The sequence below is a fragment of the Shewanella fidelis ATCC BAA-318 genome (assembly GCF_000518605.1).
Lineage (GTDB): Bacteria > Pseudomonadota > Gammaproteobacteria > Enterobacterales > Shewanellaceae > Shewanella > Shewanella fidelis.
Map to the genome: position 1 here is coordinate 142,566 of NZ_KI912461.1, position 21,820 is coordinate 164,385.

Below are 21,820 nucleotides of genomic sequence, written 5' to 3' on the forward strand. Positions count from 1 at the left end.
AGCTAAACGGCAAATTACGACAAAATCTGACAAGTGTTAGCTGAGACTATCCATAGATAAATTTAGCGATAAATAAGGCTGCAAGCACAACTACCCCAGCAGTTAAATCTTTATAACGACCGCTCATCAGTTTTATTACAGCGTAAGAGATAAACCCCATCGCGATTCCTGTTGCAATGGAAAAAGTCAATGGCATTAAAATACACACCACTACCACTGGAGCCGCCTCGGTAATATCTTCCCATTCAACTTGCACTAAACCGGACATCATCAAAATGGCCACATAAAACAAAGTGCCGGCAGTCGCATAAGCAGGCACCATCCCCGCAAGCGGTGAAATAAATAGCGCACCAATAAACAATAAACCAACCACAACCGCTGTTAACCCAGTACGGCCACCAGCGCTAACACCAGCAGTACTTTCTACATAGCTAGTTGTTGTTGAAGTACCAAGCATTGCACCAGCAATCGTTGCGGTACTGTCTGCTGTTAATGCACGGTTTAGTCGCGGTAGTCGGCCTTTATCATCTAAAAAGCCACCACGCTGAGCGACGGCGACTAAGGTGCCAGAGGTATCGAATAGATCGACAAATAAGAATGCAAACACTACCGACAACATACTGACTTCGAGTACGTTTGATAGATCCATTTTCATGAATGTTGGCATAACTGACGGCGGCGCCGATACCATGCCTTGATACTGAACATCACCAAATAAAACACCAAGCAATGTAATCGCTAAAATGCTAATGACCACTGCTGACTTCATACCATGATGTACCATAGCAATAATCAGAAAGAAGCCTAATGTCGCCATTAATGCAGGAAATGCAGTAATGTCTCCCATAGTGACTAAGGTTGCAGGGTTAGCAACAACAATACCTGCGCTTTTAAGAGCCAGCAGGGCTAAGAACAAACCAATACCAGCAGCAATCCCCACTCTAAGCGACATAGGAATACTATTGACTATCCACTCACGAATACGCACCAAAGACAAAACTAAAAAGCATATGCCCGACAAAAATACCGCGCCAAGTGCCGTCTCCCACGAGTACCCCATTTCACCAACTACGGTATAAGTAAAAAAGGCATTCAAGCCCATACCTGGTGCTAATGCGATAGGATAATTCGCCACCAACCCCATAACTAAGCAACCAATTGCTGCCGCCAAACAAGTTGCAACAAAAACCGCCCCATGATCCATACCAGCGTCAGCTAACATCATAGGATTAACAAAGATGATATACGCCATGGTTAAAAAGGTAGTTAAACCAGCAACCACCTCTTGTTTAAGCGTTGTTTGATTTTGTTTTAATTTAAATAGTTTTTCTAACATGGAACTAAGTCCCTTGGATTTTATTATATTGATTTGTAGGGTGTATTCATTGCTAACCTAAGCAAGACTTTTCGAGTTAGCAAACAATCATTGTTTAGCGCTCAATTCGGCTAGGTCAACAAGGTAGCAATGTAGAGTATGTACAAAAGTTGTTCAGAGCGTACATTTCGCAGCGATTATACGGAGGGTTAACGCCTGAGACCAGTAATTTCAAACACATGTTTGTTTTTGATTTACACAAGTCGGTACTAATAGATTTTAGCTTTAACCTACTTCATCGAAATGATTGTTCTAGTATTAAGAGTAATGATTACATTGTGACTACTTGTTCAAACCTAGCAATTGGTTATAAAGGCTAAGCTAAACATGACGCACAATGTAACTATCTGCTTTAGCTGTCATCTGCAGATACATCACATAGCAAATAGGAATTAGAATCAAAGAGAAGATAATTAAAGCAACAATCATAAACAGATGCATAGTTGGCTTAATCACAGCGTTATCAGGATCACTAGGCTTGTAATGCACCGCAATAACCTTGCCAGCTGGCAACTCTGTAACCAAAGCTGTCGCCTCTTCTAACGAATACCCAGGGATAGCACCAGTAATATCTGACTTCTTGTTTTTGTGATACCTGACGCCATCAACGTCATAAAAATACTCGATACCCACTTCATAATGTGAGTCAGCACTGCTTCTTTCGTGGTAACGCTCAATAATCCAACTGTCTACCACCATTCCCTTAGCTGTCGGCCAACTAAAAGAAGCATGAAACTGATGCACTACATAAGACGCGAGCCCCACTGCAAAGGAAAACATAATAAACATAAACCACATTAGGATTGAAACCTGAGACAACTTAATGCGCTTCACAATGGGTTTCCTTTGGTTGCTGATTGGATAGAAAACGACGATGACCTTTAACAAGGCGGACGATTGGCCATATAGTGCCAACAATTAGCAAAAGCACTGCAAGTAGACCGAAGCTAAGTAAGTACATAAAGTTTTCAGCGCCAGCTGCAGAAGAAAGCCCGCCATAATTAAACTTACTGGCGATAACTATTGCGCCAAAAGCCGCTAAATGTAAACCGACATATAAACCGACAGCTTGCAACATATTGCAATACACTTGCTGCCACAGTGCATTTGACGCTTTACGCCAACAACGCCAAATCCAAGCAGTTAATACCAGCCACAGAACAGCGACAGGCCAGAAAGCCCAGCTAAGTATATAAATCGCAGATGCAGCAAGGTAACAGTTGCGCAGTGGTGTTACTGGCGAACGACTTAATAGCACCATTAACAATCCTTATTTTAATAAAAGTGAACTTTAAGCCAACCGATATACGATAAAGCTCAACGCCAAAATACAAAAGCATGCCCAGCAGTGCTATTTTATTTTTGAGATGAAGTGAATGTAGATAATTTGCCCAATTCCAGCGCAAATCAGTGATACCCACATTAACCAATCCTCAATACCTTGCACCAGTGAATACCAATAACCACCGCACCAAGTAGCAGAATCATACCAACCACAGGAATAGCTATTAACGAAATAATCGATCGGTTCCCAAACGGTATATCCCATTAAGCCAAGCATATAGATCCCATAACAAGCTAGCAGACGGTTGCAGGTAACGCCTTTGGTCCATGCTTGCCCATAAAAGATCTTGTCGTGCAATAAAGTAAATAGCGCTGGTAAGGCATAAATAATTACCACGAAAAAATAAAACAGCATGCCGCCTCTCGATTTTTAATAGCGTTAAAATAGAAACATGAGCTAATGGCTGTGAATGCTACATGGGGCGAACAGCTTAGGTCTATCGATAAACATCGTTTTTTTAACTAAGCAGCAAAAATAATCATTTAGTCTATCTGCAAACTAAAGCGGCAATGATGAAGTATTAATGAAGGTGTTAGTGAAAAACTCAATATGCGGCTAAGAGCGGGTCAAAGCGTCTCAGATAAAGAATAAACAAATCTGCATGCCATTAGCTATGACAGTCTATTTATTCTCTTGAGCCTGACAATTAATTATTTTGATATGCCACCAGAAAAAGGCTTGCCACATTACAAATATAGTGCAACCCTAAATACCCCTTTAAAAAGTATGGATACTATGTAATGAAAAGGGGTTACAAGATAAATAGCAAAGGAGTTTCTATGTTACAAAAGTATTTTTTTAAACTTCCTAAAAGCCTAACCTACCGTAGTTTTGCAATTTTCTTATGTATAGCTATTCCTACTTACGGACTCTACTTCCTTGGAGTTATCGAACACCAACCAGCCCTTTGGCAGCTATTATTCTGGATGTTTTTAGCTATAGTTGTTGGACGTGTGACTGACGAGAATGGATTTAAAAAACTAAAGTAGATAACAAATAGCAATATTGGCTTTAAGAGCGAGATAGTACAAGTCAGGAGAATACGAAAAGGAATCATTCATTTGCAAAATAGAAAACTTAAAGCCATAAAATTAATATTTATCAGTGTGATAGTTCTCATATTGAGTATTATCGTACTGGTAAATAAAATTATTTATCGCGATTCAGAAGTATCCCCGCCTCCGCATCTTGATGTAAATATCATTGAGCGAGAAAAGAATAAAAACACATTATATCAACCAGAAGACCAGTTTATTTCGAAATCAAACAACCACAATATATTGCTAGGAAAAATTAGTGAAGCTATAGATATCGGACACAGTGACCACCCTGAAATTAATGAGGGAATTCAACTAGGTAAAGATATATATAAATTAATTAATAAGAAAGAGTGGGTGAGTTAATGAATTTCATAAACTCAATACGGCAAGTATCCCCTGAAGTACTTCAAATTATTTTATACCATGCACTGCAACAAGATGCCCCTTTACCAGTAATTATTGATTTACTTAATCAAGGCGCAACCTTACCGGGTAATACAATTTTTATGCTGGTTATAAAAGGACAGTCTACTAAAATTATTGAACTTCAAAATTACGGGTTAGATATTTTCTACTCTGAACCATCGCTCGGCAACTCTGTCAATGTCGCTGTTATGTACAAATCTAAACTTTCAATACTCAATTTATTACTTCATCAAGGAGTTAGTCCTGAAATCCGAGTTAACGGGCTGGATCCCCTTGATATCGCACTTCGTGACTATTTCAAAAATGGAAAAAACATAGAGGTAGTATCTAAGCTTATCGAATATGATAGTGCTATAGAGTTATCACACATCCAGATAGTTGAGTCAAAAAGAGAAAGTGAGCTTGAATACTACAATAACTTAGTTATCAATATCCCCGCATTTGCTCGTTAGCTATAAAACTATAGTTAGCCATTTACTATGACTACCTATGTATTTGGGCTTCTCAAAGTCTTACGACGAACGAGGTCGAAACTAGGCACTATAAGCAATCAGCAACCATTAAAATTTAGGCAAAAAAAAACCAGCTCAAACAGCTGGCAAGACATGTTTCAAGCGTCTCTAATAAAGAGTAAAAAGGAAATCGGTTAGCATTAATACAAACTCTTTCAATGAGCTTAGTGAATATTGCGCACTATAAGCAGTCAGCAACCATTAAAATTTAGGTAAAAAAAAACCAGCTCAAAGAGCTGGCAAGACATATTTCAAGCGTCTCTAATAAAGAGTAAAAAGGAAATCGGTTAGCGCGCTAGCGTTAATCAATGGTATATCAACAAAGTCAACATACCACTTGAGTCTAAACACACCCAAAGGATGTGATAAAGGTTGATGGATGATGAAACCACTTAAAAAGGAGGTTAGGCCTTAAAAAGTCATGGCGAATAAACCGCCGCGCAAAACAGTTGAATCTAACCAAGTATTTTGCCAGTAAATCGTCGTTTGTCCTGTACAAGACATAGCCTGTGCTCCAAAGCAAAGTTGTATCAATATCTCAAACTAAGTCAGTCGATGGGGTTAAACCAAACTCACTTAATGAGGCAACTTGTCGCTCGATTCCTTGGAGAATTATCCTTCCTGGATAGACTAAGTGCCGATAAGCACCATTGCTTACCCGACGAAGAGAATTATAAATAAATGTAGTTTTATTACAAGCTTTTTCTTTAAAAAACTTAAAAAAGGCGTTTTTACGTTATTTTATTACAAAATGTATTAGCTATAGATATTATTCGATCATCTTGAATTCGCGATGCATGGACAACAAAAAACCGCCACTGAAGCAGTCGCGGTTTTTCATAAGACACAGCTTTACAGTATGACTGTGATTTACTCTGCCGTCATATAAGCAAATAGACCAACTAACGGGGTCGCTGTTGGCGTACCGTATTGTGGGTGACCTTCTGTTGCACTACCTGCAATATCAATATGGCTATAAGCAATTGGCGTTTTAGCATTCAAGCCATGTTGACTCAAACCAGATGCTTCAATTAAGAACGCTGCTGGATATTGGTGGCCACGCGCAGTCACTGACGATGGAGCATTATTTGATGACAGCATATCTGCCGCTGCAGATGGATCAACGATTTTATTAAAGTCGTCGCGACGCAATTGACTCACCTCTATTGGTTCGCCCCAAAGTGATGCCAATGCTTGCATGTTATTGGCCACATTGTTTTGTTTAGCAACACTGTTTTCCACTACTGCAGTATATCCGCCATAGCAACGCACCACATGGCCGGTCAGAGTCGCAACTGAAAACATTTGTGGCTTAACTGCCATTGCAGCCTTTAGTCGTAAGTGCGAAAGCAAGTCTGCTAATACTAAGCGGCCTTCTGCATCTGTGTTACCAATCCGCACACGCTTTCCTGCATGGCTAGTAATGATCTCGTCGGTAACAAACGCTTCGCTACCTATGCTGTTACGCACTAAACCTAACTCTGCAACCACTCTGATCCCTTTCGGTTTTAATAGGCTAATGGTCTTCATTAATCCTGCTACAGCTGCAGCACCACCTTTATCACGACTCATGCCCGCCATAGCACCAGCAACTTTTAAATCTGCACCACCGGTGTCATATACCACGCCTTTGCCTGCGAAAAAGAAAGTCTGTTCAATATCGCCTTCACCTACGTATTCAAGCTTAACCACTCTTGGCTGATGCCTTAACACTGCAAAAGATGAACGGCCAACCGCGCACAATAATGGATAATCACGCTCTAAAATGTCTCTGTCTTCAACCACACTCATAGCCAGACCAGAGTCTTGTAATGCTGCAACGCAATAATCAGCAAAAGCTGGCGCTGACATACGTTCAGGCTCAGTGCCACATAAGTCACGAGCGAGTATTCGGCCAGCTTCAATTGCGGTGAGGGTTGTCGCGGTATTGCCTGCAAATATTCCTATCGCTTCTAATGGTTCAGCGCCGCCTCCAGCCTCTCTTAGTTCTAATGCTTGCCATAGTGCTTGGCCACATGCCAGTGCAGCAACCTGCTGAGCATGTTGGTAGCGCTGTTGCTCAATTCCATCAACAAGGAGTAACGGTCTTTTTGCACCTGCATCTTTAGCTACTTTTATGCCTTCACGCGCTGCATCAGCAAAGATCCGTACGTCTTGATAGTCATCATCCGCATGTTTAACTGGGGCGATAATCAAACGACCGCCAGCCATACCCGGAGCAAAAAGTAAGGTAACTGATTGACCTACTCGCTGATCGACTTTCTGCCCATGACTTGCCAACATCGCCACTTCATCGACTTGGATCGATGTGACATCCGCGGTCACAACAACTAACGCATCCCATCCATTGCCTTCAAAAATCGCATCTTGCTCTGGCACATCAACAAACTGTACTGACCCCATAACCTTTCCTTTCTTGCTGCTATTATATTGTGTCATTGTGCCTGCATCTGCGCAGGGCAAAACAACTTTTTGCTAACGCATTATTCACCGAATACGCCTTGATTACCAATCTGTTTTTATTGACTAATAATCACAGTGGAAACTTACGCTGACAAAGCAAATACCTCTCCTTAGTAAACGACTCCGCACCACAGTTAGACTATGTTAGACTGTGGTAATTTCAAGCCTCAAGCGCATTTATTCGAACAGATTCCGCTGCGCATTTTTATTAAAATAGGGGATTACTCGTGACCACTCTAAGTCAATTACAACCGCAAGCTCTTTGGCAATGGTTTGAACAAATCTGTGCCATTCCACACCCATCAAAACATGAACAAGCGCTAAGCGCCTACATCCAAGCTTGGGCTAAAGATAAGCAACTGGATGTTGTTGAAGATAAAGTCGGTAACCTAATTATTAAAAAGCCCGCAACCGCTGGCATGGAACATTGCAAAACTGTGGTACTACAAGCCCATATCGACATGGTGCCGCAAAAAAATGCCGATAAAGAACATGACTTTGAAAAAGACCCAATTGAAGCCTATGTCGATGGCGACTGGGTGAAAGCTAAAGGCACAACCTTAGGTGCAGATAATGGCATTGGCATGGCATCAGCTCTTGCTGTGTTAGGGGCTGATGACATTGCTCACGGACCACTAGAAGTACTGCTAACCATTGATGAAGAAGCAGGCATGACAGGTGCTTTTGGTCTTGAAGCTGGCATGCTTGAAGCTGAGATTTTAATTAATACCGACTCAGAGCAAGAAGGTGAGATTTACATGGGCTGTGCTGGCGGTGTTGACGCTGAGCTAACAGTACCTATGGTATGGCAATCACCAGAACCAACAAATGCCAGCTATAAGCTGTCTCTTTCTGGTTTAAAAGGCGGTCACTCTGGGGTGAATATCCATTTGGGCCGTGGTAATGCAAACAAGCTATTAGCGCGCTTCCTGTTTGATCACGCTGATGAACTGGCTATCGAGCTAACCCAATTTGTTGGTGGTTCACTGCGTAATGCCATTCCACGCGAAGCTGCTATTCACTTTATGCTACCGCCAGAGAATTTAAACCTGTTACAAACTCGTATCAGTGAGTTCCAAGCGCTAGTCCGTGAAGAACTGGCGATTGCTGATCCGGGTACAGTGTTAACCCTCGATGAGATCCCAGCTGAAAAACAAGTGATGAGTGAAGACTCACAGCAGATCTTAATTGACCTACTCAATGCCTGCCCTAACGGCGTTATTCGCATGAGCGATGAAGTTGAGGGCGTTACCGAAACCTCGCTGAACGTTGGCGTGATTAGCACTGAGAATGACAGTGTGCAAATTCTGTGTCTTATTCGTTCTTTGATTGACTCTGGCCGCAGTGAAGTTGAAGGCGTTTTAAGCTCGCTTGCTAACCTTGCTGGCGCTGGTGTTGAATTTAGCGGTGCTTACCCTGGTTGGAAACCTGATAACAGCTCACCTGTTATGGCAAGCGTACGTGAAACCTACGAAGCGATTTACAACAAAGAACCAACTATCATGGTGATCCATGCCGGTCTTGAGTGCGGCCTATTTAAGAAACCTTATCCTGATATGGATATGGTATCGATTGGCCCAACGATTCGTTACCCGCATAGCCCTGATGAGAAAGTAAATATTACCACTGTAGGTCAATACTGGAAGCTGCTGTTAGCTGTACTTGAACGTACTCCAGCTAAAGACTAACCATAGGTTTAAATACGCAACATAATGCAAGGCCACTTAGCTAATTACCTAGCAATAAGTGGCCTTTTTTATGACAAATTCAAAAACCTAAATCCAGTTGGCTGGTATCATAACAATCGCTTTTTGCTGTATTTGTTGTATTCGATGCCAAACCAACCGATACCCCAAGTAAACGAATACCGCGCTCATGTTGCCTTTCCATCGCTTGTTCAAGTAATTGATAAAATAGGTTCACCGAGATCTCATCACTGCGATGTTCAATGGTGGTTTGCTTAAAGTCTTCAAATTTAAGCTTAACGACCTGCTTGTTAATTATTCTATCTTTTGCACCACGACTCACTCTTGCGCCTAACTCTTGGATCAGTTGCGGCATCACTGCACGACACTGCTCTAGCGTATGAATATCTTTAGCTAATGTGGTTTCTACACCCACTGATTTTCGTTCACGATTAGGTGAAATTCCGCGCTTATCTATACCTTTTGCTCTCTCTATCAATACTGCACCAAATTTACCAAAACGCTCGATGAGCTTTGCCTGTGGATACGCTTGAACATCACTGCAAGTGTGTAAGCCGAGATCGGCTAACTTTTTAGCGGTAACCTTTCCTACTCCCGGAATTTTTATCAGTGGTAAGGTTTTTACAAACTCATCAATCATGTCGGGACGGATCACATACTGCCCGTTGGGTTTATTTAAATCGGAGGCTATCTTGGCTAAAAACTTCACTGGAGCGATCCCCGCAGAAGCCGTAAGCCCTGTTTCAGCCAAGATATCTGCGCGAATAGCTTGTGCAATCAAGGTTGCAGAGCCTTTACAGTGTGGGCTATCAGTAACATCAAGATAGGCTTCATCTAAAGACAGCGGCTCAATTAAGTCAGTATAGCGTTCAAACACTGCACGGATCTGACTTGAAACCTCTTTATAAACTTGCATGCGACCGGGAACCAAAATTAAATTAGGACAAAGCTTTAGTGCATAACCCGATGCCATTGCAGAGCGAACACCAAATTGCCTCGCTTCATAATTACAGGTACTAATAACTCCGCGGCGATCGCTACGACCACCGACAGCAATTGGTTTTCCTCTCAGTTCAGGAAAGTCGCGCATTTCCACTGCGGCGTAAAAGCAATCCATGTCAACGTGAATGATTTTTTGCAAGCCAATCTCCTCCGCCAATAATGATACTGTATAAAAATACAGTGCACAATAAAAAGCGCATTTTAACGATTGAGCAATCGCGAATTATTCGGGGTAAATAAAAAAGGAGCCATAGGGCTCCTTTCAATAAACAAAGCTTAAATGCTAGATTTTAAACTGCTTAATATTATTACCCAATGACTTGCTCACTTGAGTAAACTCATCAAAGTTGTGGGACAAGGCTTCACTCGCAGCGAGTGATTCGTCAGATAGCGTGCGTACATTCTCAATATTGCAAGCAACCTCTTCAGCCACAACGGCTTGCTGGCCAACAGCTGCAGATATTTCAATGGTCTGTTGCTGAATCGCCTCAATCGCATCGGTAATATCCCCTAATGCCACTTCCACTTTAGCTGTAAGATCTTGACCAATATTGGCCTGCTCTACTCCCGCTTCCATAACTTGCTCAGCCTCATTAGCATTAAGCTGAAGTGTTTGGATGATCTCTTGAATATTGGCCGTTGAGTCCTGTGTACGTGATGCTAATGTTCTCACTTCATCAGCTACCACCGCAAAACCACGACCTTGTTCACCGGCCCTAGCAGCTTCAATGGCAGCGTTTAGTGCTAACAAATTGGTTTGCTCAGCAATACCACGAATAACATTGAGTACTTCACCAATTTGCTCAGAACGGCTTCTAAGCTGTTTGACCACTTTAGCTGCTTCAATCACCTGCACTGAAAGTGACTGCATACCTTGAGTTGCCTGCGCGACAATAGCACTGCCCTCACTCGACTGAGCCTGAGCTTGATCTGCAAATTCACTCGCCCTTTGCGCACTTGCAGCCATCTCTTGGCTGGTATGCGCCATCTCCGTGGCAGCGGTAGCAACCGAGGCAATCTCTTGCTTTTGCTGCGCTACAGACTCGAGTGCCCGCGTACTCACATCTGACGCTGCAACGACCCCTTGCTCAACTTGCAAGGTTAACTCTCGAGTTTCTTGTAACATTCCCTGCACTTTAGCAGCAAAACGATTAAAGGCGTCACCGAGTTTGCCTAGCTCATCTTCGCGGTTCATTTCGATACGTTTGGCTAAATCACTATCACCTTCAGCAATATCCTCCATCGCTGCCAGCAGCTCATTAATCTGCTTTCTGAACGGTAACAAAGTCCCCCAAACTGTCACTCCCACTAGAGCCATTATCAGCACTGACAGTAAGATAGAATTAACAATAGCTTCTGATACTGGCGCTTCAATTACCTCCACTGGCAACATAAAGGCAAGATGCCACTTCTGCTCAGGATACTCTCCTCCCACATCAATAAAGATGACTCGCTGTGGCTCCCCCTTAAATATAACCTCTGCAAAACCAGAGCCTTGTGACTGCATTTGTCGGCTCAACTGGGCAAATCCACTTGAGTCGCTAAACTGGCTATCAACTTTGGCAGCATCAGAACCTGGTGGAAACTTATCTGAAAAACCGGGGAAATAAACTAACTTACCTGCATCTGTGGTTAAAAATGCTTGGCCCTCACCTTGATATTTAATCGGCGCAAGCAGTTCGCTACCTATCGTATCAATTAAAATATCCATACCACCGATACCAATAAAACGACCTGATTTATCTTTGACAAGGGTTTTAACCGTTGTTGAGATAGAGCCGTCATTAGCATCTACAGCGGGATCGCCAACAAACATGCCATTCTTTTCAATTGCTTCATGCCACCATGGCCGTTTATTAGTGAAGTATTCGCTATCGTTGTAGCGGCCGTTTAAATCAAAATATTCAAAGGTATTAGCAGAACCAAAGAACACTGACTTAATGTCGCTATCTTTGTCAGAAAAATGTTTAAAATACTCAACCACTAATGGATAGTCTTTATCTCGTGATAAGTCACTTAGGCGGGCATTGTACTGACTGAACCAGTTCACCACGGTAGGATCAGCAAATATTGCATGGATAAGTTGGCCTTTGGCCTCAAAATAACTACGTACTTCAGTAGACTTTAACTGGACTAGACTGGTGAGATCGTTATCAATTTGCTGGCGTGTGCTGCTACTTTCATTTTTCACCAGAAATACGGCAACCACAGTGAATAGCACAGCAAGTGCACCGACTATGGTTACAACGAGCTGCATACTCAACGAACGTTTAAACCACTGCATTGACTCCCCTCTTTGTTATATTTTTTAAGTAGGTTTCGTTATCAGATATTCACAAATCTAACAGAAAAGAGTACAGATTAAAGTAGTTAATCTAGCCAGAATGGCCAAGGTTAGTAAAAGTACAGTTGGAGAGAGTAGTAATAATGGTTAACCCGCAACCGATATTAAGCCAAATTCATTACGCCTATAAGCTATAGCAACATAATAGGCTATTCATTTAGGGAATATCAGTTCAAGTTGCTACCACTAAGGCGCGACAAATAATATGTAAATATTTAGTTCTAAAATAAAGATAAAGGCCAAGATCTAGGGTAGTAACCCCAGTTAAAATAGGGTTGTTAGCATGGTCAACTCTTCACGGGTAAGCACAGATCTAGGTGTGATGGTATTAATGGCAGGTTGCGCACTAGGCTTACTGTTACTCTGGAGCATTGCCTGTTGTTGCTCGTAACGCTCAATGCATTCTAGTAAAAAATCCACTTGAAACTGGCTTTCTCGACTCAGGCGAGCAGCATTGGCTTTAACAACATTAATCATATGCTCCCCCTGATACCAGTCAACTAAAGTACGTCCACTAGTTAAGCACTAACAATCAAATTTCGACTCAATTTAAAACGACTTATATAGGATAGGTCCGCCTAGCTGAATACTTGCTGTACAGCGACTATTGAATCGGCTCCTTTTCAATATTCAAAGTATAGACAAGAATTTTTAACTGGTAGGGATTTTTTGCCAGCGTGCTCTTATAATGTCAAAAGGCGCATTAAGCGCCTTTTGTGAATGAATTAGAGCCAAAAAACTACATCTTGCTTTGCAAGTAATTAGCTAAACCAACTTTGTCTATCAGGCCTAACTGCTTTTCAAGCCAGTACATATGATCAGACTCAGTCTCCTCAAGTAGGACTTCTAAGATCTCACGGGTTTCATAATCTTGCTTTGCCTCGCACAGCGCGATTGCACTGCGTAGGTTATCAGCGACTTGATATTCATAAGCGAGATCATTTTTCAGCATCTGCTCGGTGTCTTTACCGATATTTAATGGCTCACGACTGGCAACGTCAGGTGTTCCCTCAAGAAACAAAATACGTTGCACCAGCTTTTTGGCATGTTCACGTTCGTCGTCACTTTCATGGGAAATACGTTCGTGCAGCTCATTGAGGCCCCAATCTTCGTACATTAGCCCATGAACAAAATACTGATCCATTGCTGATAGCTCACCGGTCAGCAATTTGTTGAGTGTATCAATGACTTCTTTATTACCTTTCATAATTGCCTCCAGTTAGTCCATTTTCGATTGTAAGTAGTTCTGCATACCCGTTAACGAAATGAGTTCTAACTGGGCTTCTAACCAATCAAGATGCTCTTCTTCATCTTCAAGCAGATCTTCTAAAATATCGCGGCTGACATAGTCGGCTTCACTCTCACACAAAGCGATAGCTTCACGCAGCACAACCAGTTCCTCCTCGAGCATCACCTTGTCACACTCGAGCATCTCTTGGCTATGCTCACCAATGCGTAATTTATCGAGTTGCTGTAGATTTGGTAAGCCTTCAAGAAACAATACACGTTCGATCAGCTTGTCTGCATGCTTCATGTCTTGAATGGATTTTTTGTAGGCCTTTTCGTTCAGCTCACCTAAGCCCCAATTTTTGAACATACGTGCGTGTAAAAAATATTGGTTAATTGCAGTAAGCTCGCTGGTCAGCACTTTATTAAGCTGACTAATGACCTTAGGTTGTCCTTTCATCTTTGTGTCCTTAGTTAAATTGATCTATATCAATATTTATAACCTAGAACAAAAAAGCATCAATTTCAAATAAACTTTATATTTCAAATGCTTAGTAAAGATAACCATTCTCATTTCTACTACAATTATTAATAAGCATAAGATTAATTAGCTAACTGATTACTACTTTAAAACTAAGGAATTACCAAAGGTATGTATAAGCTAAATGAAAGGACTGCGGATCATAGAATAGTTAGGGCTGCTATTTAAGCAATAATAAGCACTAAGCTTAGTTGAAAAGGGTATAAAAAAGGCTCCTAAAAAGGAGCCTTCATGTCGCAAATACAACCAAGTTAGATGATACGGTTTTGCGCTAACTTTTCTTTGCGTTCTTGTTCTGCCATACGGGCTTTACGCTTATCACATGGATCATCACAGTCGCATGCCTTTTCAATTCCTAGCGCCCCTAAGCCACCGCAGCTACCCGCCACTGCTTTACGCTTAACTAAATAGCCTATCGACATTAATAAAAAGAATCCGATTAATACGACAAAAGCTGCAATAAAATTGCTCATATTCGACTCCAACTACTGAGTAACGAAAGGTTTGAAAGCTTCACTATAGAAAACTTTAAAGCCATCATCTTGCTTTTCAATAAGCATTATCGCTAGATGCTCACGATTAGCAAGCTCTAGTGACGCTTGCGTGCCTAAAACCATCATAGCGGTAGCGTAGCCATCTGCAATCATTGACTCTTTATGCAAGACTGTTACAGACGCTAATCTATGATTAATTGGGTATCCTGTACGCGGGTCTATCAAGTGAGAAAAACGTTTACCATCTTCTTCGTAATAATTACGATAATCACCCGATGTCGCCATCGCCATATTCTTTGGCGAAATCACTTGCTGTATGCCATTACCACTGTTATCCGGCTTTTCTATGGCAATTCGCCATAGTGAACCGTCGGCCTTGGTACCGCGTAGACTGATCTCACCACCTATTTCGACCAAATATCCCATAGGTTGATATTTATCCAATAAGGCGGCTATTTTATCAACACCGAAACCTTTTGCAATCGAAGATAGATCGACGTAAATATCAGGGTTGAGCTTACTAAGCTTATTACCTTCTAAAACAATCGATTCTATTCCTGTTCGCAGTCTAGCGGTGTCAATTTCTTGCTGGGTTGGTACTTGTGTTGGCCGTTTATCTGGCCCAAATCCCCATAAGTTAACTAATGGCCCTAAAGTAATATCCAGCGCGCCATCGGTTGTTTTATACAATGCTAATCCTTCAGCAATTACCTTAGCAGTATCGGCTGACACTTCGACTTTTTCATTACGTGTCATCTGGTTAAATTTAGATAACTCCGAGTTTGGTCGATAGGTCGACATTTGATCGTTAACCTGCTCTAAGGCTAAATCGATCTCTGCTTGCAGTAACTGGGCATCTGGCATTCTTTCGTTAGGGACGACTTTAATGTGATAAGTCGTGCCCATTGTGTTGCCAGACAGTGAAATCACTTCAGCTTGTTTAGTACAAGCTGAAATAAAAAAGGCTAACCCAATAAGGGCCAGCCAATTTACTAAGGTCTTAAACATATTGACCTAGATCTCCAATAAGAGAAGGGTTAGCCACCGAAGTCATCCAATAGGATGTTTTCATCTTCGACACCAAGATCTTTAAGCATACCTATAACAGCAGCGTTCATCATTGGTGGGCCACACATGTAGTATTCACAATCTTCTGGTGCTTCATGGTCACGTAAGTAGTTTTCGTACAATACGTTATGAATAAAGCCAGTGTATCCATCCCAGTTATCTTCAGGCTGTGGATCAGATAGCGCAACATGCCATTGGAAGTTGTCATTATCTGCCGCTAGACCATCGAAATCTTCTACGTAGAACATTTCACGACTAGAACGTGCACCGTACCAGAAGCTCATCTTACGCTTAGACTTAAGACGCTTAAGTTGGTCGAAGATGTGTGAACGCATAGGTGCCATACCAGCACCACCACCGATAAATACCATTTCAGCGTCAGTTTCTTTAGCGAAGAACTCACCAAATGGACCTGAAATTGTTACCTTGTCACCCGCTTTTAAGCTCCAGATGTACGAAGACATCTTACCACAAGGCAGGCTTAAATTGCGCGGTGGAGGCGTTGCAATACGTACGTTCAACATGATGATCCCTTCTTCTTCAGGGTAGTTCGCCATGGAGTATGCACGGATTGTTTCATCATCCACTTTTGACTCTAGGTTAAAGAAGCCAAAGTGTTCCCAGTCGCCACGGTATTCTGCAGGTACATCAAAATCTGCATATTTTACGTGGTGAGCTGGCGCTTCGATCTGGATGTAACCACCAGCACGGAAAGGCACTGATTCGCCATCTGGAATACCAAGCTTTAGCTCTTTAATGAAAGTGGCTTTGTTATCGTTAGAGATAACTTCACATTTCCACTTCTTAACACCAAAGATCTCTTCTTCTAGTTCAATCTCCATGTCAGTTTTTACGTTTACCTGACAAGATAAACGACAACCGCCACGGGCTTCACCTTTACTGATGTGGTCCATTTCAGTAGGCAGAATATCACCACCACCTGATTTCACGTGTACTTTACACTGACCACAAGTACCGCCGCCACCACAAGCTGATGACACGAAAATACCGCTTTCAGCTAACGCACCTAGTAGCTTGCCACCAGCCGCAGTTTTAATTGCTTTATCTGCATCACCGTTAATGCCGATAGTGACGTCACCGCTTGCAACTAGCTTAGACTTAGCGAAGAGAATCACTAACACTAACACTAATACGATTGCGGTAAACATACTCACACCGAGATAAACATCTATCGGAGTAGATTCAAGAATACCCATAAACTTATCCTTAAAGGTTCAAATTAATGCGTCGTTTAGGTGCCTCTTTACAGAGACACACCAGAGAACGACATGAAACCTAGAGCCATCAAACCAGCAGTTACAAAGGTAATACCTAAACCGCGAAGCCCATCAGGAACATCTGCATATTTTAACTTCTCACGGATACCAGCAAGCAGCACAAGTGCTAACGCCCAGCCAATACCAGAACCAATACCAAACACTAAGCTTTCGCCTAGGTTGTAATCACGTTCAACCATGAATGAAACCGCACCGAAAATTGCACAGTTTACAGTGATAAGTGGTAGGAAAATCCCTAACGCGTTATATAGCGGTGGGAAATACTTATCTAATGTCATTTCAAGGATTTGAACTAAAGCTGCGATCACACCAATAAAGGTAATGAATTTTAAGAAGCTTAAGTCGGCATCAGGTACACCAGCCCAAGCAAGCGCGCCTGGAGCAAGAAGACCTTGATAGATAATTTGGTTAACAGGTACTGAAATTGCCAGTACTACAATAACCGCAACACCTAGACCCATGGCTGTTTTAACTTTCTTTGAAACTGCAAGGAAAGTACACATACCAAGGAAAAAGGATAGCGCCATGTTTTCAATGAAAACAGAACGGATTAATAGACTAATATAATGTTCCATTATGCTTATCCTTTCGCTTCAACTTGCTCAGGCTTCATCACACGAATAATCCAGATCAATGCACCGATCAGGAAGAACGCACTTGGAGGAAGCAGCAATAGGCCATTAGGCTGGTACCAGCCACCGTCTGAAATCTTGCTTAAGATTTCAATGCCAAATAGTGAACCATTACCAAACAGCTCACGTACGAAGCCAACTGATAGCAAGATAGCACCATAGCCTAAGCCGTTACCGATACCATCCATGAAGCTCATCATAGGAGGAGTCTTCATCGCATAAGCCTCTGCACGGCCCATTACGATACAGTTAGTAATAATCAAACCAACGAATACTGACAACTGCTTAGCGACATCATAAGCGTAAGCTTGCAATACTTGGTCAACCACAATTACCAAAGACGCAATAATCGTCATCTGTACGATAATACGAACACTGCTTGGAATGTGATTACGGATTAATGAGATAAATAGGTTAGACAAAGCACATACAGCAGTAAGTGCGATTGTCATTACCAAAGCTGTTTCCATTTTACTGGTTACAGCCAAGGCACTACATACACCCAGAATTTGTAGAGCAATCGGGTTATTGCTAACAATAGGTCCAATCAGAACCGATTTAAGTTCTTTAGCATCAGCCATTAGCTAAGCCCTCCATTGCGAGCCTTTTCGATAAAGCGTGCAAAACCTTCTTCACCTAACCAAAATTCAAGTGAGTTTTGTACACCATTACCAGTAAGCGTTGCACCAGATAATGCATCAACACCGTATGGAGAAGCCGCTACTGCAGGGTTTTTCGTTACGCTAATCGCAAGCTCACCCTTGTCGTTATATAGCTTCTTACCTGTCCACTTAGCGATCCACTGTGGGTTTTGAACTTCACCACCTAGACCTGGTGTTTCACCAGAGCCAGTGAAGCTGTAGTAAACCAAACTACGAATCGTATTCAAGTCAGGTTCTACCGCTAAGAAAGCAAACATGGTTGACCACAAACCGTAACCTTTAACAGGAATAATCACTGTTTGTAGTTGTTTGTTGTCATCATGCACTAAGTACACAACCGCTTTGTTTGCAACACGCTTTACAGATGCAATATCGTTTTGTGGGATAAACGATGTAGCTGGAGTACGCGCTGCTTTTTCAGTATCAAAAGCATTCGCATCACCTTCTACAAAGTCACCGGTTTTAAGGTCAACCAATTTAGCTTCAACATACTTATCGTATGTAGATAAAATGGTAGCCTTTTCAACTTTACCTTCACGAGTATTGATAAGACCAGCAGCTTCAAGAATGTATTTTTGCTTATCAAGAAGCTTGTTTTCTTGTTGGGTTGGCTTCAACAATACCGCTGCTGTGGATACAAACATCGAGCAGATGAAACATAAACCAACAACGACAAACAGAGTTTTACCAAAAGAATCTTTATTACTAGCCACGTGCAATCCTCCGCTTAATATTCGACTGAACCACGAAATGGTCAAATAATGGAGCAAATAGGTTCGCGAACAAGATAGCCAACATCATGCCTTCTGGGAACGCAGGGTTGATAACGCGAATGAATACTGCCATAGCACCGATAAGAATACCGTAGGCCCATTTTGCATTATTGGTGAAAGACGCCGAAACAGGGTCTGTCGCCATAAACATCATACCGAACGCAAAGCCACCTAAAACAAGGTGCCAGTACCAAGGCATAGCAAACATAGGGTTAGTATCACTACCGATAAAGTTAAGTAGGTAAGAAACGGCAATCATACCGACCATCACACCACCCACGATACGCCATGAAGCGATACGAGTGTAGATGATAACCGCGCCACCGATTAAGATAGCAAGTGTTGACACTTCACCAACAGAACCAGGAATGAAACCTAAGAATGCGTTCCACCAGTCTTGTGTTAGACCGTATTCTAAAGTGCCTTGTGCCGCTTGGCTCAGTGCTGTTGCACCAGAGAAACCGTCAGCAACAACCCAAGTGGTGTCACCAGACATGTTTAGCGGATAAGCGAAGAATAGGAATGCACGGCCAGCCAGTGCTGGGTTTAAGAAGTTACGCCCTGTACCACCAAAGATCTCTTTCGCAACCACTACACCGAAGGTAATACCAAGTGCAACCATCCATAGCGGAATCGTTGCCGGCAGTGTTAATGCGAAAAGAATCGAGGTAACAAAGAAGCCTTCGTTAACTTCATGTCCGCGTACTGATGCAAAAAGTACTTCCCATATACCACCAACAACGAACGTCACGGCATAAATAGGTAAGAACCAACAGGCACCATACCACATTAATGCGGCAACCCCCGAATCAGCAGTAAGTTCAGTACCAAACATACCGAAAAGTGCGACCTGCCAAGTGTCTGGAGCAGCAAAACCTGCAGCCAATGCATCTTGTGCTTGTAAGCCGACGTTAAACATACCCATAAACATTGCAGGGAATGTACATGCCCAAACCGTAATCATCATACGCTTTAGGTCCAAGTTATCACGAACGTGGGTGCGTCCCTTGTTCACATAACCTGGGGTATAAAAGACAGTATATGCTGCTTCAAAAAGCGCATAAAACTTCTCATATTTACCGCCTTTTTCAAATTGCGGCTCAATATTTTCGAAAAACTGTTTTAAGCCCATTAGCCTTCCCTCAGAATCGTATCTAAGCAGTCACGTAGATATGACGCGTAGTCATACTTACCTGGACATACGAAAGTACACAGTGCCAAATCTTCTTCATCCAACTCCAATGCGCCTAACGTTGCCGCACCATCGTAATCACCTGAAACCAGATCACGCAGTAACATAGTTGGCAGAATATCTAATGGCATCACACGTTCATAGTTGCCAATAGGCACCATTGCACGGTCACTACCACCGGTACTCGTTGTCATGTTAAATAGACGAGAAGATGAAAGGTGCCCAAGGAACGCACGAGTAATTGAGAACTTATTGGCGCCAGGCATTGCCCAACCAAAGAACTCTTTTTCTGTACCTTCTTCAAGCAAGCTAACTTGGTTATGGTAACGGCCAAGATAAGCGTGAGGGCCTATAGCGTTGCGACCGTTTAAAACAGAACCAGAAATAGAACGAACAGTCCCTTCTGCTTTTTCGCCTTCAAGTAATTGCACCATAGATGCACCAACTTGCGTACGCACTAAGCGTGGCTTAACAGCTTTAGGACCGGCAATAGCAACAACACGCTGAGTATAAAGCTCACCCGTTGTAAATAACTGACCAAACGCAATCACGTCTTGGTAGTTAATATGCCAAACGGTTCTGTTTGCAGAAGCAGGTAATAGGTGATGAATGTGCGTGCCAGGTAATCCCGCAGGGTGCAGGCCAGCAAACTCTTCAACCTGAGCGTTAGCAGCTGGAATATCTGCGCCAGCAGCTTTACAAAGGTAAACCTTACCTTCAGTTAACTTTGAAAGTAGCTTTAAACCATTTTCAAAATCAGCTTTATGCTCTGCAATCACGACAACAGGATCTGCTGCCAGTGGTTGAGTATCGATAGCGGTGACAAAAATACCTGCGGCAGTTGCATCAACGCCAGGTACTTTACTAAAAGGACGCGTACGCAAAGCAGTCCACAAGCCTGATTGGATCAGGTTGTCACGTACTTGCTGTGACTCTAACGTGTCGATAGCAGTGGCGTCATATTTAGCAAAAGAGATGCTTTCATCCCCTTCTACTTCTATAACAACAGACTGCAGAACACGCTGAGCGCCCCGGTTAACTTCGGAAATTGTGCCACTGGCTGAAGCTGTGTATATCACGCCTAGGTTTTTCTTATCTTCAAAAAGAACCTGACCTTTTTTAACTTTATCTCCCACCTTAATTTTCATGGTAGGACGTAAGCCAATATACTCTTCACCCAAAATAGCTACATGTTTGATGGCATTACCATCATGGATAACTTGCTCTGGCCCACCTGCAATAGGCAGGTCCAATCCTTTCTTTATTGTAATCATATCCACAAGCACTACGTTATGAAGGAAAGACAATGCGCCGCGTTCCTGCTAAACACACAAGTTTTAAACAAACCTCTAATTCGTGTTGAGCTAGCGCTAATTTATCGCCAAAATGCGATCAAAATCACGCTGGTCGCGCGCATTTTACCCCAAATATCACCGACTCGCCATGAAAATTGTGTCTGTTTTAAAAGCTTGAAGGCATTTTTATAACAAACATCCTAAATCTACGAAGATATTAAGAATCAATTAATATAGCTGCAGGCCACATTCTCCATACATTTAAAGAGGTTAATTAACTTTTACGCTTTCATAACACTGTTATAGTTATTGTTAATAATAAAATTTACACTTTTGTCTAACTGCTGCTTAATTGAGCTTGCGAGATCTAGATCACAAGCAATAAAAAGCAAATAAAACTCACCGCAAGCTATGTTTTGCCACTG

The 21,820-nt window shown here is 42.2% G+C and carries 22 protein-coding genes; 4 read left to right on the forward strand and 18 right to left on the reverse strand.

Features of this window, described 5'->3' with window-relative positions; genetic code table 11:
- Positions 1–46 precede the first annotated feature (46 nt).
- The 4 genes from L884_RS0120045 to L884_RS0120060 all read right to left on the reverse strand — a co-directional run bounded on the left by L884_RS0120045 (position 47) and on the right by L884_RS0120060 (position 3,074).
- Entirely contained in the window at positions 47–1,336 is a 1,290-nt protein-coding gene (locus tag L884_RS0120045; RefSeq protein WP_028769163.1) for an NCS2 family permease, read from the reverse strand.
- A 360-nt stretch (positions 1,337–1,696) separates the two neighbouring features.
- Positions 1,697–2,209 (reverse strand): DUF3592 domain-containing protein, encoded by a 513-nt coding sequence (locus L884_RS0120050; RefSeq protein WP_028769164.1) that lies wholly within the window; start codon positions 2,207–2,209, stop codon positions 1,697–1,699.
- A complete protein-coding gene (locus tag L884_RS22465) occupies positions 2,196–2,636 on the reverse strand; it encodes a hypothetical protein (RefSeq protein WP_051435706.1) in 441 nt (146 codons plus the stop codon). The genes L884_RS0120050 and L884_RS22465 overlap by 14 nt, the downstream gene beginning before the upstream one ends.
- A gap of 90 nt (positions 2,637–2,726) precedes the next feature.
- Positions 2,727–3,074 carry a hypothetical protein gene (locus tag L884_RS0120060; RefSeq protein ID WP_028769165.1) on the reverse strand — a complete coding sequence of 116 codons (348 nt, stop codon included), beginning with the start codon at positions 3,072–3,074 and terminating at the stop codon, positions 2,727–2,729.
- 425 nt (positions 3,075–3,499) lie between these two features.
- Here L884_RS0120060 and L884_RS0120065 point away from each other — a divergent pair, with 425 nt between their 5' ends.
- From L884_RS0120065 to L884_RS0120075, 3 genes are all read left to right on the forward strand, one after another.
- The gene (locus tag L884_RS0120065; protein WP_028769166.1) at positions 3,500–3,709 is read left to right on the forward strand and encodes a hypothetical protein; all 210 of its coding nucleotides are present in this window, start codon (positions 3,500–3,502) and stop codon (positions 3,707–3,709) included.
- A gap of 72 nt (positions 3,710–3,781) precedes the next feature.
- The gene (locus tag L884_RS0120070) at positions 3,782–4,123 is read left to right on the forward strand and encodes a hypothetical protein (RefSeq protein WP_028769167.1); all 342 of its coding nucleotides are present in this window, start codon (positions 3,782–3,784) and stop codon (positions 4,121–4,123) included.
- Positions 4,123–4,638: a hypothetical protein gene (locus L884_RS0120075; protein ID WP_028769168.1), complete on the forward strand. Its 516-nt coding sequence runs from the start codon at positions 4,123–4,125 to the stop codon at positions 4,636–4,638. Before L884_RS0120070 ends, L884_RS0120075 begins: the two co-directional genes overlap by 1 nt.
- A 930-nt stretch (positions 4,639–5,568) precedes the next feature.
- On the opposite strand, the gene L884_RS0120085 is transcribed toward L884_RS0120075, so the two are convergent.
- On the reverse strand, positions 5,569–7,101 hold the full coding sequence (locus L884_RS0120085; protein WP_028769169.1) for a M17 family metallopeptidase: 1,533 nt from the start codon (positions 7,099–7,101) through the stop codon (positions 5,569–5,571).
- Between the two features lie 287 nt (positions 7,102–7,388).
- Here L884_RS0120085 and L884_RS0120090 point away from each other — a divergent pair, with 287 nt between their 5' ends.
- Positions 7,389–8,849 carry an aminoacyl-histidine dipeptidase gene (locus tag L884_RS0120090; protein WP_028769170.1) on the forward strand — a complete coding sequence of 487 codons (1,461 nt, stop codon included), beginning with the start codon at positions 7,389–7,391 and terminating at the stop codon, positions 8,847–8,849.
- A gap of 79 nt (positions 8,850–8,928) precedes the next feature.
- On the opposite strand, the gene dinB is transcribed toward L884_RS0120090, so the two are convergent.
- The 13 genes from dinB to L884_RS0120155 form a co-directional block, all read right to left on the reverse strand.
- Positions 8,929–10,008 carry a DNA polymerase IV gene (gene dinB / locus L884_RS0120095; protein ID WP_028769171.1) on the reverse strand — a complete coding sequence of 360 codons (1,080 nt, stop codon included), beginning with the start codon at positions 10,006–10,008 and terminating at the stop codon, positions 8,929–8,931.
- 144 nt (positions 10,009–10,152) lie between these two features.
- Complete coding sequence (locus tag L884_RS0120100) at positions 10,153–12,153, reverse strand: methyl-accepting chemotaxis protein (protein WP_028769172.1); 2,001 nt, start codon at positions 12,151–12,153, stop codon at positions 10,153–10,155.
- 324 nt (positions 12,154–12,477) lie between these two features.
- Positions 12,478–12,690: a hypothetical protein gene (locus L884_RS0120105; RefSeq protein WP_028769173.1), complete on the reverse strand. Its 213-nt coding sequence runs from the start codon at positions 12,688–12,690 to the stop codon at positions 12,478–12,480.
- 262 nt (positions 12,691–12,952) lie between these two features.
- Positions 12,953–13,420 (reverse strand): bacterioferritin, encoded by a 468-nt coding sequence (gene bfr, locus L884_RS0120110; RefSeq protein ID WP_028769174.1) that lies wholly within the window; start codon positions 13,418–13,420, stop codon positions 12,953–12,955.
- A 12-nt stretch (positions 13,421–13,432) separates the two neighbouring features.
- A complete protein-coding gene (bfr, locus tag L884_RS0120115; RefSeq protein ID WP_028769175.1) occupies positions 13,433–13,900 on the reverse strand; it encodes a bacterioferritin in 468 nt (155 codons plus the stop codon).
- Between the two features lie 332 nt (positions 13,901–14,232).
- The gene (nqrM, locus tag L884_RS0120120) at positions 14,233–14,454 is read right to left on the reverse strand and encodes a (Na+)-NQR maturation NqrM (RefSeq protein WP_028769176.1); all 222 of its coding nucleotides are present in this window, start codon (positions 14,452–14,454) and stop codon (positions 14,233–14,235) included.
- Positions 14,455–14,466: 12 nt separating this feature from the next.
- Entirely contained in the window at positions 14,467–15,483 is a 1,017-nt protein-coding gene (locus tag L884_RS0120125; RefSeq protein WP_028769177.1) for an FAD:protein FMN transferase, read from the reverse strand.
- A gap of 29 nt (positions 15,484–15,512) precedes the next feature.
- On the reverse strand, positions 15,513–16,760 hold the full coding sequence (gene nqrF / locus L884_RS0120130; protein WP_028769178.1) for an NADH:ubiquinone reductase (Na(+)-transporting) subunit F: 1,248 nt from the start codon (positions 16,758–16,760) through the stop codon (positions 15,513–15,515).
- A 47-nt stretch (positions 16,761–16,807) separates the two neighbouring features.
- Positions 16,808–17,416 (reverse strand): NADH:ubiquinone reductase (Na(+)-transporting) subunit E, encoded by a 609-nt coding sequence (gene nqrE / locus L884_RS0120135; RefSeq protein WP_028769179.1) that lies wholly within the window; start codon positions 17,414–17,416, stop codon positions 16,808–16,810.
- Positions 17,417–17,421: 5 nt separating this feature from the next.
- Positions 17,422–18,054 carry an NADH:ubiquinone reductase (Na(+)-transporting) subunit D gene (locus tag L884_RS0120140; protein ID WP_028769180.1) on the reverse strand — a complete coding sequence of 211 codons (633 nt, stop codon included), beginning with the start codon at positions 18,052–18,054 and terminating at the stop codon, positions 17,422–17,424.
- Positions 18,054–18,848 carry a Na(+)-translocating NADH-quinone reductase subunit C gene (locus L884_RS0120145; RefSeq protein WP_028769181.1) on the reverse strand — a complete coding sequence of 265 codons (795 nt, stop codon included), beginning with the start codon at positions 18,846–18,848 and terminating at the stop codon, positions 18,054–18,056. Before L884_RS0120145 ends, L884_RS0120140 begins: the two co-directional genes overlap by 1 nt.
- Complete coding sequence (locus L884_RS0120150; RefSeq protein WP_028769182.1) at positions 18,841–20,040, reverse strand: NADH:ubiquinone reductase (Na(+)-transporting) subunit B; 1,200 nt, start codon at positions 20,038–20,040, stop codon at positions 18,841–18,843. Before L884_RS0120150 ends, L884_RS0120145 begins: the two co-directional genes overlap by 8 nt.
- Positions 20,040–21,374 (reverse strand): Na(+)-translocating NADH-quinone reductase subunit A, encoded by a 1,335-nt coding sequence (locus L884_RS0120155; RefSeq protein ID WP_028769183.1) that lies wholly within the window; start codon positions 21,372–21,374, stop codon positions 20,040–20,042. Before L884_RS0120155 ends, L884_RS0120150 begins: the two co-directional genes overlap by 1 nt.
- Positions 21,375–21,820 lie beyond the last annotated feature (446 nt).

What these genes read in the sequence shown, in the direction of transcription:
- L884_RS0120045 (WP_028769163.1), bottom strand. Translation starts at nt 1,336, where the DNA reads ATGTTAGAAAAACTATTTAAATTAAAACAAAATCAAACAACGCTTAAA.
- L884_RS22465 (WP_051435706.1), bottom strand. Translation starts at nt 2,636, where the DNA reads ATGGTGCTATTAAGTCGTTCGCCAGTAACACCACTGCGCAACTGTTAC.
- L884_RS0120060 (WP_028769165.1), bottom strand. Translation starts at nt 3,074, where the DNA reads ATGCTGTTTTATTTTTTCGTGGTAATTATTTATGCCTTACCAGCGCTA.
- L884_RS0120065 (WP_028769166.1), top strand. Translation starts at nt 3,500, where the DNA reads ATGTTACAAAAGTATTTTTTTAAACTTCCTAAAAGCCTAACCTACCGT.
- L884_RS0120075 (WP_028769168.1), top strand. Translation starts at nt 4,123, where the DNA reads ATGAATTTCATAAACTCAATACGGCAAGTATCCCCTGAAGTACTTCAA.
- L884_RS0120085 (WP_028769169.1), bottom strand. Translation starts at nt 7,101, where the DNA reads ATGGGGTCAGTACAGTTTGTTGATGTGCCAGAGCAAGATGCGATTTTT.
- L884_RS0120100 (WP_028769172.1), bottom strand. Translation starts at nt 12,153, where the DNA reads ATGCAGTGGTTTAAACGTTCGTTGAGTATGCAGCTCGTTGTAACCATA.
- L884_RS0120105 (WP_028769173.1), bottom strand. Translation starts at nt 12,690, where the DNA reads ATGATTAATGTTGTTAAAGCCAATGCTGCTCGCCTGAGTCGAGAAAGC.
- bfr (WP_028769174.1), bottom strand. Translation starts at nt 13,420, where the DNA reads ATGAAAGGTAATAAAGAAGTCATTGATACACTCAACAAATTGCTGACC.
- bfr (WP_028769175.1), bottom strand. Translation starts at nt 13,900, where the DNA reads ATGAAAGGACAACCTAAGGTCATTAGTCAGCTTAATAAAGTGCTGACC.
- nqrM (WP_028769176.1), bottom strand. Translation starts at nt 14,454, where the DNA reads ATGAGCAATTTTATTGCAGCTTTTGTCGTATTAATCGGATTCTTTTTA.
- L884_RS0120125 (WP_028769177.1), bottom strand. Translation starts at nt 15,483, where the DNA reads ATGTTTAAGACCTTAGTAAATTGGCTGGCCCTTATTGGGTTAGCCTTT.
- nqrF (WP_028769178.1), bottom strand. Translation starts at nt 16,760, where the DNA reads ATGGGTATTCTTGAATCTACTCCGATAGATGTTTATCTCGGTGTGAGT.
- nqrE (WP_028769179.1), bottom strand. Translation starts at nt 17,416, where the DNA reads ATGGAACATTATATTAGTCTATTAATCCGTTCTGTTTTCATTGAAAAC.
- L884_RS0120140 (WP_028769180.1), bottom strand. Translation starts at nt 18,054, where the DNA reads ATGGCTGATGCTAAAGAACTTAAATCGGTTCTGATTGGACCTATTGTT.
- L884_RS0120150 (WP_028769182.1), bottom strand. Translation starts at nt 20,040, where the DNA reads ATGGGCTTAAAACAGTTTTTCGAAAATATTGAGCCGCAATTTGAAAAA.
- L884_RS0120155 (WP_028769183.1), bottom strand. Translation starts at nt 21,374, where the DNA reads ATGATTACAATAAAGAAAGGATTGGACCTGCCTATTGCAGGTGGGCCA.